We start from the raw sequence: 13,173 nt of genomic DNA, 5'->3' as shown, positions 1-13,173 counted from the left end.
GGGAGAGTATGATGGCGCTTGAAGATGCAAAAACACAGGTAGATCAAGCTTTTACAAGGCAAAGCTTGCGTGGTCTAAGTTTTGAGAACACCTTTGGGGGCGCAACGTCGTTTGCCCGGCGCCGCTATAGCAAGGAGTTGAGCGGCGTCGATGTGGCGATCACCGGCGTGCCCTTTGATCAGGGCGTCACCAACCGGCCCGGCACGCGGCTTGGGCCGCGCGCGATCCGCGAGGCGAGTGCACTACAGGTGTTCGATCCGCCCTATGGCTGGGGTGGGTATGATCCGCTGAGTGCGCTCAATATCGTGGATTACGGCGATCTGGCGTTTGATTATGCCAATGTTCCGGCCTTTCCCGGCGCGCTGAGCGCTCATATCAAGGGCATTCTCGACGCCGGCGCCGCGAGCATCGCCATTGGCGGCGATCACTACATTTCCTTCCCGATTCTAAAGGCTTACGCCGAGAAGTTTGGGCCGCTGGCGCTGGTGCAATTCGATGCCCATTCCGACACCTGGGTCGATGATGATATGGACCGGGTCGATCACGGTACGATGTTCTACAAGGCGGTCAAGTTGGGCCTGATCGACCCCAAACGCTCGGTTCAGGTGGGTATTCGCACCGAGAACCCGGATACCATGGGCATAACCACGATTGGCGCGCGCGAGGTTCATTTGGAAGGTCCGGAGAAAACTGCAATAAAAATCAAGGAAATAGTCGGCGAAGCTAATGTTTATATGACCTTCGATATCGACTGTCTCGATCCGGCATTCGCGCCCGGCACCGGCACGCCGGTTTGGGGTGGCCTTAGCACGGCGCAGGCGGCGATCATCCTGCGCGACCTTGCGGGCATTACCCTTGTCGGGGGCGATGTGGTTGAAGTGTCACCGGCCTATGATACCACCGGCGCGACGGCGATTGCCGGTGCCCATGTGGCGATGGAGATGCTTTGCCTATGGGGTTGGACCAGACAAAGCCCATAGCACGGCCTCTGTCCTCTCATACCATTCCCCTGTTTTTGCCAAAGTTTTTTCACATTTATCCGCTAAGATTGTTGAAAATAACAAAACGACTGAGGTTCAAGAGCATCATGACAGCCCTGGCAGAAGACATCGGTACGATCGAAGGCAAGTAGCAGGCGAACGTCGCTGAGCAACTTATTAAGGCATCCCGTGCCTCTGGTCGCAGTCCGTTTGCGATAACGTTTGACTATCTGAAACTGCGCCGTCGTCGCGGGAAATTGCGGTTTTACGAATACCTCCTTTATGAGCTTTACGACATCAAACGCTGGAGCATGACCGAGCGTGACGAGTTTGTTTCGGCACATATCCATTGGCCGATCGTGAACAAGTGCAATGACACGACGTGGTGGGCGGTGACAGAGGATAAGTGGCTGTCTTCGGTTTTCTTGGAACATCACGGTGTGCCGACGCCCAAGAGCATGGCGATTTACGACGTGGGATCCCGCCTTTATCCCGATCTGCCCAAGCTTTCAGGGGCAGCAGAAGTTCGCGCCTTTCTGACCGCCTGTGACTCGTTTCCGCTTTTCGCCAAGCCGGTCGGCGGTATGTGGAGTGCCGGCGCGATGCGGATTGTCGGCTGCACGGACACGCATGTCATTTTGGATGGGCGCGATACCGTGACCTTCGAAGTGTTCGCCGATCAGGTCCTCGGCGATCAGTCCTATTTCTTCCAGACCTGTCTCAAGCCGCATGCCTTTTTCGACGGCATCACCACGGCCACGGTGCGAAGCCTCAACCTGATCGGCAAAGACGGCCTGTCGGTGCCTTATACGCTGCTCAAACTGCCGCGCGGCGCGAATGTGGCGGATAATTTCTGGCGTCCCGGCAACCTTGTCTGCACGCTTGATCCGGAAACCGGCGAAATTCTCAACATGGTGGCCAATGATGGCGGCAAGCGGATCGAGTTGGATGCGCTGCCTGATGGCGAACGCGCCCTTCTGGGCGAGCGTTTGCCATGCTGGAAAGAGGTGCGCGCGCTGAACGAGCGTGTGGCGCTGCTGCATGGGGTCAATCGCTTCGGGTCTACGGATATCGCGATCACCGAGGATGGCCCGGTCGTGGTCGAGGTTAACACCGGCTGTGCTTTTGAGCTCATTCAAATTGCCACGGGCCGGGGGCTCTTGACGCCGGACATGACGCGCTTCCTGAACGATTGCGGCGTTAATATCTAAAGTCTGAACCAGAAACGAAAAAAGCGGCCTGTGCAAATCAGAGCCGCTTTTTTGCAGTATGCTTGGTGCGCCAAATGTCAGGCGTTGGCTTCGCGGATCTTGTCCGCCGCTGCCTTGTCATAGGTGACGCCGGATTTCTCGAACAGATCATCAAGCTCACCCGAAAGGGTCATTTCGGTGATGATGTCACAGCCGCCGACAAATTCGCCTTTGACGTAAAGCTGCGGCACGGTGGGCCAGTCGGAGTAATCCTTGACGCCCTGACGGATCGCCTCATCGGCGAGAACGTTCACATCGGCGAAATCAACGCCCATGAAGTTCAAAACACCGGCCACGCGCGATGAGAACCCGCATTGCGGCATGTCCTTGGTGCCTTTCATGTAAAGCACCACGTCATTGGCTTTTACGGTCTCTTCAATCTGGGTTTTTGCATCGGTCATTTGGAAAGTCCTTGTCATCGGGCCGCCTCAGTGAAGCGGGAGAAAAGTGGCAAGCGCCTAGTCGGGCGCCTTGGTGGTCAGGGCAAGCGCGTGGATCGCCCCGTTGGCGCCATCCATCTTGCCCTTCAGGGCGGCATAAACGGCGCGCTGTTGCTGCACGCGGTTCATGCCGCGAAAGCTTTCATCAATCACCTCGGCCGAAAAATGCACCCCGTCATCGCCTTGCACGGTGATCGTGGCATCGGGCAGGGTCTCGCGGATCAGGGCTTCGAGATCAGAGGCAGTTAGGGCCATGCGGGGGTCTCCTTTTGGCAGTTGCCATAGATGTAGAGCGCGCCATACCCAAGTGCAAGATGCGCGGGCGAACTCATCCGCAAGACCGGGTTTCTTCTTGCCAAAAATATCCCGGGGGGAAGGCCGAAGGCCGGGGGGCAGCGCCCCCCTCAAATCATAACGAGGGCAGAGCCCCCTTTGTCGTCAGATTAAATCTCCTGACCTTTCTTCAAAAGATCGTCTATCAACTGACGCTGCAGGGCGCCGCTGTCGCCGCCGCCAAACTGAAGCGCTCCGCCGGAATAAAGCGTGCCATAGCTCTCGGCGAGGTTCACGACCTGGCCAAGGCCGGAAATGAATTCCTCTTTCTCAAGCGCCCTGAGAGGGTGGATAAAGGCTGACCACAGCACATCCTTGGCGAGGGCATAGCGCGCATCAAGCGCCGAGTCGAAATTGGCCTGAAGGACGCGGGTGATATCTTCCTGGCTCATCTCGTCAAGCTTGCGCACGGGGGTGATGGCGCGCATCCGGTCGGCGGTCTCGTCGGTGATCACCATGACCTTCACGTCGGCGATGCTCAGCTGCCAAAAGCGCCCGTTTGTCTGGGCCTCGGGGTCAAGCGCGCGGATGATTTCATCAAGCCGCGCAAGGCTCATCGGCGCCTCGGCGGGTGTTTCAGTCTCGGTTTGCGGGGCTGTGTCTTGCGCCGCTGCGTTTTGCGCGCCAAAGGCGAGGGTTGCGGCAAGAAGAAATCGGATCATCGACAGTCCTTTCATGGCTCTGTCGTTGATCGTGCCATAGCGGGCGCGGGGCCGCTATGGCACTCAGCAAAACGTGATCAGGCGAAGGTCTCGCCGAATGCACTGCGATAGATCGCCGAAAGCTCGGCCAGCGGCGCCTCGGTCGTGCCGAACTTCACCATGTTACCGCCGAATTTGCCCACCGAATGAACCGATACTCCGGCCTGTCCGGCGGCAATCATCAGCGCCTCGGCCTGATCGAAGTTACAGGCGATCAGATAGCGGCCCTGATCCTCGCCAAAGAGCGTCGCCGTGTCGCCGCTGTCGAGGTGAACGCCGACACCTGCGGTCTCGGCCACCTCGAAGGCGGCCAGGGCAAGCCCGCCATCCGAGAGATCGGTGCAGGCCCTGATCAGCGCGTGATTGGCGCGGATGAAATCGCCGTGGCGTTTCTCGGCGGCAAGATCGACGGGCGGTGCATCGCCCTCGATGCGGTTGAAGACCTCGGCCAGCAGCGCCGATTGGCCAAGGTGGCCGACCGTTTCGCCCAGCACAAGCGCCACATGGCCGTCGCGGACCTCGCCGGTGATCGCCAGATCGGCATTGGCAATAAGCCCCACCGCGCCAATCGTCGGCGTCGGCAGGATCGCGGCGCCGTCAGTCTCGTTGTAAAGCGAGACATTGCCCGACACGATCGGCATATCAAGCGCGCTACAGGCTTCGCCGATGCCTTTGAGGGCGCCGACGAACTGGCCCATGATCTCGGGCTTTTCGGGGTTGCCGAAATTGAGGTTGTCGGTCGAGGCAAGCGGCGTTGCGCCAAGCGCCGAAAGGTTGCGATAGGCCTCGGCCACCGCCTGTTTGCCACCCTCGTAGGGGTTTGCTGCCACATAGCGCGGGGTCACGTCGCTGGTGAAGGCCAAGAGCTTGTCGGTGCCATGCACGCGGATCAACCCGCCGCCAAGGCCCGGCGCGCGGGCGGTATCGGCCATGACCATCGTGTCATATTGCTCGTACACCCATTCGCGCGAACAGTAGTTGACCGAGCCGATCAACGCGCGCAGCCCGTCGATGGCGTCAATCTGGGGCACCGCGTCATCGTCAAGCGGCGTGGCGGGGGCGGTGGCGACCCAAGGGCGGTCATATTCCGGCGCGCTGCCGGCCAGCGTGGCCAGCGGCAGATCGGCCTTGACCTCATTGCCCTGCATGATCAGGAAACGGTCTTCGGGGATGGTCTCGCCGACGATGGCGAAATCGAGGTCCCATTTGTCAAAGACGGCGCGGGCCTCGGCCTCAAGCTCGGGGCGCAGCACCATCAGCATGCGTTCCTGGCTTTCCGAGAGCATCATTTCATAGGCGGTCATGTTGTCTTCGCGCTGCGGCACGTGATCAAGTTGCAGCTTGACGCCAAGTCCACCCTTGTCGCCCATTTCAACGGCCGAACAGGTCAGACCCGCCGCGCCCATATCCTGAATAGAGATCACCGCGCCGGTCGCCATCAATTCGAGCGTGGCCTCCATCAGGCGCTTTTCGGTGAAGGGATCACCGACCTGAACGGTGGGGCGCTTTTCCTCGATGCTTTCGTCAAATTCGGCGCTTGCCATGGTGGCGCCGCCGACCCCGTCGCGCCCGGTCTTGGCGCCGAGATAGACGACCGGCATGCCGACGCCAGAGGCGGCGGAATAGAAGATCTTGTCGGCATCGGCCAGACCGGCGGCAAAGGCATTCACAAGGCAATTGCCGTTATAGGCAGGATCAAAGCGCACCTCGCCTCCCACGCAGGGCACGCCGAAACAGTTGCCATAGCCGCCGACACCGGCGACCACGCCATGCACAAGCTGGCGGGTCTTGTGATGGGCGACATCGCCAAAGCTGAGCGAGTTCATCGAGGCAATCGGGCGCGCGCCCATGGTGAAGACATCGCGCAGAATGCCGCCCACGCCGGTCGCGGCGCCTTGGTAGGGCTCGATATAGCTTGGGTGGTTGTGGCTCTCCATCTTGAAGATCACCGCCTGACCGTCGCCGATATCAACGACGCCGGCGTTTTCACCGGGGCCGCAGATCACTTGCGGGCCGGTGGTCGGCAGGGTGCGCAGCCATTTCTTGGAGGATTTGTAGGAACAGTGTTCGTTCCACATCGCCGAAAAGATGCCCAGCTCGGTGAAGGACGGCTCGCGGCCGATAATCTCTAGAATACGAGCGTATTCGTCTGGTTTAAGGCCATGGGCCTCGATCAGATCGGGCGTGATTGCCGGTTCCTGCATGTGACTGGAATCCCCTGAATGGTGCGGTTGCGCGCTTCTTTAAAGCAAGCACGGGGCAGGGGGAAGGGGGCGAAGTGCGCTGATCCGCAGGCCTGTGCGCCTGTGGCCGGTGTGGGAGCCTCCGGCGGGGATATTTGGAGCAAGAAGAAGCCGGGGGCGGGCATGGTGCCTTGACCTTGGGAAAAATATGCCGTTGCCTGCGCGTCAATGCAACAGGGGAGCGGTCACATGGAAACTCTGGAAAATCCGTGGCGGGGCAAGGGCCTGCCGGAGGCTGTGTTGGCCGGAGCGCCGATGCCAAGTGTCGATGCAGCGGCTGTAACAGGGCTTTTGCGGCGCTGTCCGGCGGCGGGCGAGACCGCGCTTGTCAAACTGACCGGGTTTACGCCCGAGGTCTGGGTCAAGGACGAGCGTGGCCGGATGGCGCTTGGCAGTTTCAAGGCGCTTGGAGCGGCCTATGTGATTGCCCATGCCGCCGCCGAGACCGGGGCCGAGGATATGTCAAAGGCGCTGAGCGGGCAGGTCTACGTGACCGCAAGTGCCGGTAATCACGGGCTTTCCGTCGCAGCGGGCGCGAAATTGTTCGGGGCGCGAGCAGTGATTTACCTGTCTGAGACCGTGCCGGAGGGCTTTGCCGAACGGTTGCGCGCCAAGGGCGCCGAGGTGGTGCGCGAGGGTCCCGAATACGAGGCCAGCATGGCCGCCGCGGCGCGCGCGGCGGATGCCAACGGCTGGACGCTCTTGTCTGACAGCTCGTGGCCCGCGTATTTCGAGATACCGCACCGCCTTATGGAGGGCTATCTTGCGCTTGCCGAAGAGGCAGCACGCCAGATGCCGACGCCACCGACGCATATTTTCCTGCAGGCCGGGGTTGGCGGGCTGGCGGGGGCCTGTGCGGCGTGGTTCCGTCATGTCTGGGGCGACGCGCCGCAGATCGTGGTTGTCGAGCCCGATCGCGCGCCGGGCCTTTTGGCGAGCATCCGTGACGGCAAACCCGTGGAGGCAAGCGGGCCGGTGTCCAACATGGGGCGGCTGGATTGCAAGGTGCCCTCGTTGATTGCACTGGCCGGGTTGGCGCGCGACGCTGATCTTTTCGTGACCATCACCGACGCCGAGGCCGACGCTATCCTGCCGGAGCTGGCCGCGCAGGGGGCGGCGAGCACGCAATCGGGCGCGGCCGGAATCGCGGCGATGAAGGCGATGGACCTGCCCGCCGAGGCGCGGGTGCTGTGCATTCTCAGCGAAGAGGCCGAGGCGTGAAACGCGGCTTTGCGCGGGGCGAATACGAGGCGCGTCTGGCGCGCGCGCAGGCGGCGATGGAGAGGGCGGGCCTTGGCGCGATCCTTTTGACCACCGAGCCTGAAATTCGCTATTTTACCGGTTATCTCACGCGGTTCTGGGAAAGCCCGAGCCGCCCCTGGTTTTTTGTCGTGCCACGCATGGGCGCGCCGGTGGCGGTGATCCCGTCGATTGGCGCGGCCTTGATGGCACAGACCTGGATCAGCGACATCCGCACCTGGCCCGCGCCGCGCCCCGAGGATGACGGGGTGTCGCTTTTGGCTGAAACCCTGCGCGAGATTGGTGGCCCGGTGGGGGTACCCTCGGGGCCGGAGAGCCATCTGCGCATGCCGCTGGCGGATTTTGAGCGCGTCAAGCAGGCAAGCGCGCTTGAGTGGCGCGACGATGCAGGGATTGTGGCGGCGCTCCGGGCGGTGAAATCAGAGGCCGAGATCGACAAGATCGGGCATATTTGCGGGTGTGCGGGGCGCGCCTTTGACCGCGCGCATGAGATTGCCGCGCCCGGCGTGCCGCTCTCGCAGGTGTTTCGCGACTTTCAGCGCCTGTTGCTGGAAGAGGGCGCCGATTGGGTGCCCTACCTAGCAGGCGGGGCCGGGCCAGAGGGCTACGGCGATGTGATTTCGTCGGCCTCGGATCTGCCGCTGGCGGCGGGCGATGTGCTTATGCTGGATACCGGGGCGGTTTGGGACGGGTATTTTTGCGATTACGACCGCAATTTCGCGATTGGCCATGCCACCGAGGCGCAGAACCGCGCGCATCACCGGCTTATTGAGGCGACAGAGGCTGGGTTTGGCGCGGCGCGCGCCGGGGCGCGGGCCAGCGATGTCTGGCGCGCCATGGCCGATATCGTCGGCGGCGGCGAGGCGGCCGGGCGCCTGGGGCATGGGCTTGGCATGCAGTTGACCGAGGGGCTGTCGCTTACGGCGGGGGATCAGACGCTGCTTGAACCTGGCATGGTGATCACGCTTGAGCCGGGGGTTGATCTCGCTCCGGGACGGATCATGGTGCATGAAGAGAATATCGTGATCACCGATGGCGCGCCGCGCAGGCTCTCGCCCTTTGCCGGGCGTGATCTTGCGGTGATCTGAACACGGCCCGCAGAGGCCCGGATGCCCGCGCAAGCAGCAGCATCCGCCTAACCGCCCAAATTCCGTGCAGGCAAAAAAAAGGCCGAGCACTAAGCTCGGCCGAAGTCCAACAGGGAGGTATGATAGTGACCAACCTTTCGGCTATCACTGTCATGAACCGGAATTAAGGGCGCGCTTACGCCCAATCAAGGGAAATAATGCCGCAGGTGCAGCATGCCCGCCATGCGATAAATGCATAGCTGGTGCGGAACCTGCCTATTTTACACGCTAAGAGCCTGTTCTTTCAACAGCTTACGGTAGGTGAAAATCTCTTCCTGAACAAAGTCGCGAAAGGCGGAGATGCGTTTGGATTGGCGCAACTCTTCTGGATAGGCGAGGAAAACCGGCACTTCGACCGATTGCACGTCGGGCAGGACCCGCACCAGATTGGGAAAATCCCGAGTCAGGTAATCGGGCAAAACGCCAATTCCCAGATTGTGCAGAACCCCCTGAAGCACGCCGAAATAGTTGTTCACGGTCAGGATCGACTGAATGTCATTGGTCATCAGCTCGTTCACAAGCATGGCTCCGGCGCCGACCTGCGCCGAGCTTGGGTTCTGACAGATCAGGCGATGGCCATGCAGGTCCTCGATCGCCTCGGGGGTGCCGTGGGATTCAAGGTAACCGGGGGTCGCATAAAGGCACATGTGCACGCTCATCAACCGCTTGCGGATCAGGTCGGCCTGGCTTGGCTCTTTCATGCGGATGGCAACGTCGGCCTCGCGCATCGGCAAGTCAAGCACGCGCTCTTCAAGCATCAGGTCGATCTTGAGGTCGGGATATTTCTCGTAGAGTTTTGCCAGACGCGGCGCCAGCCAAAGCGTGCCGAAACCGGTCGTGGTGGTGACGCGCAATTCGCCAAACACCTCTTCCTCGCTGTCGCGAATACGGGCGGTGGCGGCGTCAAGCCGCTTGAGCATGGCGCGGGTGGCATCAAACAGCAATTCGCCCTGTTCCGTGAGAATCAGCCCGCGGGCATGACGGTGAAATAGGGTGGCATTCAACGACTCTTCCAACGAGCGAATTTGGCGGCTGACCGCAGATTGCGACAGGTGAAGCTGATCGCCCGCGTGTGTCAGGCTTCCAACATCGGCCACGGCATGAAAGATTCTAAGCTTGTCCCAATCCATTACACTAACTTTCTGAGGATATGCGCGCCCGTCACGCAATAGCAGAAAACCGGTAAAGGATTATAGAGCGTCAATGATTTTTTTATGAAATTCCTCTTGGTAGGTCATAATTTATGACCTAATATCGCTGTATATTGTGGCAGAGTCCTCAACCCTCAGGGAGGCACGACATGACCAAGCAACAGGTATCGCTGAGCGACCGGTTCGATCTTGAAAAATCACCCATTCTGCTGAACGGCACACAAGCGCTTGTGCGGCTTATGCTGATGCAATCGGCGCGGGATCGTGCGGCGGGGTTGAATACGGCGGGCTACGTCACCGGCTATCGCGGCTCGCCGCTTGGGGCGGTGGACATGCAGATGAATCGTGCCGCCAAGTATCTCGCGGCGGCGCAGGTGCGCTTTGAGGAAGGCCTGAATGAAGATCTCGCCGCGACCGCCCTGTGGGGCAGCCAACAGGCCGAGCTTCGCGGCGAGGGCAAATATGACGGCGTCTTTGGCCTCTGGTACGGCAAGGGCCCCGGTGTTGACCGCTCTGGCGATGTGATGCGCCATGCCAATATGGCGGGCACCTCGAAACATGGCGGCGTGCTGATGGCCATGGGCGATGATCACACCGGCGAATCCTCGACCGTGCTGCATCAGAGCGAATGGGCGATGGTCGATGCCTATATGCCCGTGGTCAGCCCCGCCGGCGTGCAGGAAATCATGGATTACGGCATCTATGGCTATGCCTTGTCGCGGTTTTCCGGGCTTTGGGTCGGGCTCAAGACCATGAAGGACACGGTCGAGGCCACGTCGGTGGTCGATGGCCGCCCCGACCGGATGAAGCTTGTCACTCCCGACTTCGAGATGCCCGAGGGCGGGTTGAACATCCGCCTTGGCGACACGCCGCACGATCAGGAAACGCGGATGATCGACCACAAACGCTTTGCCGCCGAGGCGTTCAGCCATGCCAACAAGATGGATAAGCGCATCTGGGGCAAGCCCGGCGCCAAGATCGGGTTCGTGGCGGCGGGCAAGAACTGGCTTGATCTGGTGCATGCGCTTGATCTTTTGGGCATTGACGCGGCTGAGGCCGAGCGGCTTGGCCTTACGACCTATAAGATCGGCCAGACCTTTCCGCTTGATATGCGCGGCTTTCACGATTGGGCCGAGGGGCTTGATCTGATCGTGGTGGTCGAGGAAAAGCGCAAGCTGATCGAGGTGCAGATCAAGGAGGCGATCTTTAACGACCGTCACGGGCGGCGGGTTTATGGCTGGCACAAGGGCGGCGGTGCCGGCTCAATGCACGGGCCAGAGCTTTTCCCGACGCGCGGCGCGCTTGACCCGATCCTGATCGCCGAAAAGCTTGGTGAAATCCTTGTGGAAGAGGGGCGCGGCACCGATCGTATCAAGGCGGGGCTGGCCTCCTTGGCCGAGGCGCGGCGCAATGACAACGCCGAGGAAATTGCGACCCGCCTGCCGTATTTCTGTTCGGGCTGTCCGCATAACAGCAGCACCAAACTGCCCGAAGGCGCGCGCGCCTATGCCGGCATCGGCTGTCACTACATGGTACAATGGATGGACCGCGAGACCACCGGCTTTACCCATATGGGGGGCGAGGGCGCTAATTGGATCGGCGAAGCGCCGTTTTCCACGCGCCGTCACGTGTTTCAGAACCTTGGCGACGGCACCTATAACCATTCCGGCGTGCAGGCGATCCGCGCCGCCCTCGCGGCGGGCACGACGATGACCTACAAGATCCTCTACAATGACGCCGTGGCGATGACCGGTGGTCAGGCCAATGACGGCGGCCTTGACGCGCCGCGCATTGCTGCCGAATTGCGCGCCATGGGTGTCAAAGACCTTGCGATTGTCTATGACGAAAAGGAAGAGATCGACCTTAAGTCTTTCCCGCAAGGTGTTGATTGCTTTGAGAGATCAAAGCTGATGGCAGTGCAGAAGCGGTTCGAGGACATCGAAGGCGTCTCGGCCATCATTTATGTCCAGACCTGCGCCGCCGAAAAGCGCCGCCGTCGCAAGCGTGGTCTGTTTCCGGACCCGGACAAGCGCGTGTTCATCAACACCGATGTCTGCGAGGGCTGTGGCGATTGCGGGGTGCAATCCAACTGTGTTTCAATCGTTCCGGTCGAGACCGAACTTGGCCGCAAGCGCGCGATTGATCAGTCGAGCTGTAACAAGGATTTCAGTTGTATCAAGGGCTTCTGCCCCTCTTTTGTCACGCTTGAAGGCGCGGTGATCCGCAAGGATCAGACCGCCGATCTGGTCCTTCCGGATATGCCGATGCCCGCCTTGCCCGCGATCAAGGGCACCCATAACGTGGTGATCACCGGGGTTGGCGGCACCGGGGTCGTGACCATCGGCGCGGTGCTTGCGCAGGCGGCACAGATTGATGGCAAGGGCGCGGGCATGATGGAAATGGCCGGCCTCGCGCAAAAGGGCGGCGCGGTGCATATCCATTGCCGTCTTGCAGAAAGTCCAATCGATATCAATGCGATACGGGTCGCAACTGGTGAATGTGACGCCTTGATCGGTGGTGATCTCGTGGTCAGCGCGGGGGCGAAAACCCTTGGCCTGACGCGCGCCGGGCGCACCGGCGCGGTGGTCAATCGTCACGAGATCATCACCGGCGATTTCACCCGCAACACCGAGTTTCAGCTGCCTACGGACCGGCTTGAACTGTCGCTTGAGGCCCGGCTTCGCGACGATGTGCAGCTTTTCGATGCCTCTGATCTGGCCAAGACGGTGATGGGCGATTCGATCTATTCCAATATGATGATCTTTGGCGCCGCCTGGCAGCGCGGGCTTTTGCCGATCAGCCACGAGGCGATCACACAGGCAATCACCCTCAACGGCGCGGCAGTGGAAAAGAACCTGCGCGCCTTTGAAATTGGCCGTTGGGCGGCGCTTTACCCCGGCGATGTCGCCACGGTGCTGACGCCGAATGTGGTGCAAAAAACCAAAAAACTGGCCGAAAAGATCGCCTTTCGCGCCGATCACCTGCGCGCCTATCAGGGCAAGGGGCTTGCCAAGCGCTATGAAAAGCGGCTGGCGGGGATTGGCGACAAGGCGGTGAAAGAGGCCGTCGCCAAGGGCTATCACAAGCTTTTGGCCTATAAGGACGAATACGAGGTTGCGCGCCTGCACCTTGAAACGGCCGATAAGGCGCGCGCCGAATTTGGCAATGATTTCAAGATGAAGTTCCACCTTGCTCCGCCGATTTTGTCCAAGATCGGGGCTGACGGTCGCCCGGTTAAGCGCGAATTCGGCCCCGGAATTCTGCGGGTGTTCCGCATCCTGGCCCGCCTCAAACGCCTGCGCGGCACGCCGCTTGATCCCTTCGGGCGCACCAAGGAACGCCGGATGGAGCGCGCTTTGATCAAGCAATACGAGGCGGATATGAATGAGGTTCTGCCCAAGCTGAGCGAGGCAACCCGCGAGGCGATCATCGCGCTGGCCGAACTGCCGCTGTCGATCCGCGGTTTTGGTCCGGTGAAAGAGGCCAATGAGGCCAAGGCCGCCAAGCGCCGCGAAGAGCTTCTTGCGGTGATCCGCACCGGGGGCACGCCACTGGCGCAGGCGGCGGAGTGACTATCGGCAAGCCATCGCGCGCGCGGGAATGCGGGCGCTGCGAAATCCCTCATGGCGTTTTTACCGAGCAAGACGTATGAGTTATCGCCAAACCCGCTGAGTCCTTTGCTCCTCGG

The 13,173-nt window shown here is 60.9% G+C and carries 10 protein-coding genes; 5 read left to right on the top strand and 5 right to left on the bottom strand.

Annotation, left to right across the window (positions count from 1 at the left end):
• The first annotated feature begins 11 nt into the window (after positions 1-11).
• Together speB and ROG8370_RS02640 are read left to right on the top strand one after the other, a co-directional pair.
• The gene (gene speB / locus ROG8370_RS02645; RefSeq protein ID WP_085825626.1) at positions 12-980 is read left to right on the top strand and encodes an agmatinase; all 969 of its coding nucleotides are present in this window, start codon (positions 12-14) and stop codon (positions 978-980) included.
• A 257-nt stretch (positions 981-1,237) separates the two neighbouring features.
• Positions 1,238-2,191, top strand: a complete 954-nt coding sequence (locus tag ROG8370_RS02640; protein ID WP_085825529.1) for a sugar-transfer associated ATP-grasp domain-containing protein — start codon at positions 1,238-1,240, stop codon at positions 2,189-2,191.
• Positions 2,192-2,268: 77 nt separating this feature from the next.
• Here ROG8370_RS02640 and grxD read toward each other — a convergent pair whose 3' ends face one another.
• From grxD to purL, 4 genes are all read right to left on the bottom strand, one after another.
• Complete coding sequence (grxD, locus tag ROG8370_RS02635; RefSeq protein ID WP_085825528.1) at positions 2,269-2,631, bottom strand: Grx4 family monothiol glutaredoxin; 363 nt, start codon at positions 2,629-2,631, stop codon at positions 2,269-2,271.
• A gap of 57 nt (positions 2,632-2,688) precedes the next feature.
• The gene (locus ROG8370_RS02630; RefSeq protein WP_085825527.1) at positions 2,689-2,925 is read right to left on the bottom strand and encodes a BolA family protein; all 237 of its coding nucleotides are present in this window, start codon (positions 2,923-2,925) and stop codon (positions 2,689-2,691) included.
• Positions 2,926-3,113: 188 nt separating this feature from the next.
• Positions 3,114-3,665, bottom strand: a complete 552-nt coding sequence (locus ROG8370_RS02625) for a type III secretion system chaperone family protein (RefSeq protein WP_245827158.1) — start codon at positions 3,663-3,665, stop codon at positions 3,114-3,116.
• A 77-nt stretch (positions 3,666-3,742) separates the two neighbouring features.
• Positions 3,743-5,908 carry a phosphoribosylformylglycinamidine synthase subunit PurL gene (gene purL, locus ROG8370_RS02620; protein WP_085825525.1) on the bottom strand — a complete coding sequence of 722 codons (2,166 nt, stop codon included), beginning with the start codon at positions 5,906-5,908 and terminating at the stop codon, positions 3,743-3,745.
• 228 nt (positions 5,909-6,136) lie between these two features.
• Between purL and ROG8370_RS02615 the strand changes: the two genes are divergently transcribed.
• Together ROG8370_RS02615 and ROG8370_RS02610 are read left to right on the top strand one after the other, a co-directional pair.
• Positions 6,137-7,168, top strand: coding sequence for a pyridoxal-phosphate dependent enzyme (locus ROG8370_RS02615; protein WP_085825524.1), 1,032 nt, complete (start codon positions 6,137-6,139; stop codon positions 7,166-7,168).
• Positions 7,165-8,295 carry a M24 family metallopeptidase gene (locus ROG8370_RS02610; RefSeq protein WP_085825523.1) on the top strand — a complete coding sequence of 377 codons (1,131 nt, stop codon included), beginning with the start codon at positions 7,165-7,167 and terminating at the stop codon, positions 8,293-8,295. Before ROG8370_RS02615 ends, ROG8370_RS02610 begins: the two co-directional genes overlap by 4 nt.
• A 260-nt stretch (positions 8,296-8,555) precedes the next feature.
• Here ROG8370_RS02610 and ROG8370_RS02605 read toward each other — a convergent pair whose 3' ends face one another.
• Positions 8,556-9,464 carry a LysR family transcriptional regulator gene (locus tag ROG8370_RS02605; RefSeq protein WP_085825522.1) on the bottom strand — a complete coding sequence of 303 codons (909 nt, stop codon included), beginning with the start codon at positions 9,462-9,464 and terminating at the stop codon, positions 8,556-8,558.
• A 170-nt stretch (positions 9,465-9,634) separates the two neighbouring features.
• Between ROG8370_RS02605 and ROG8370_RS02600 the strand changes: the two genes are divergently transcribed.
• The gene (locus tag ROG8370_RS02600; RefSeq protein WP_085825521.1) at positions 9,635-13,057 is read left to right on the top strand and encodes an indolepyruvate ferredoxin oxidoreductase family protein; all 3,423 of its coding nucleotides are present in this window, start codon (positions 9,635-9,637) and stop codon (positions 13,055-13,057) included.
• The last annotated feature ends 116 nt before the right edge of the window (positions 13,058-13,173 follow it).

Origin of the sequence: Roseovarius gaetbuli (assembly GCF_900172365.1) — a bacterium.
GTDB lineage: Bacteria > Pseudomonadota > Alphaproteobacteria > Rhodobacterales > Rhodobacteraceae > Roseovarius > Roseovarius gaetbuli.
The sequence above is the reverse complement of the archived record's forward strand: the minus strand, read 5'-3'. Positions and strand labels throughout refer to the sequence as shown.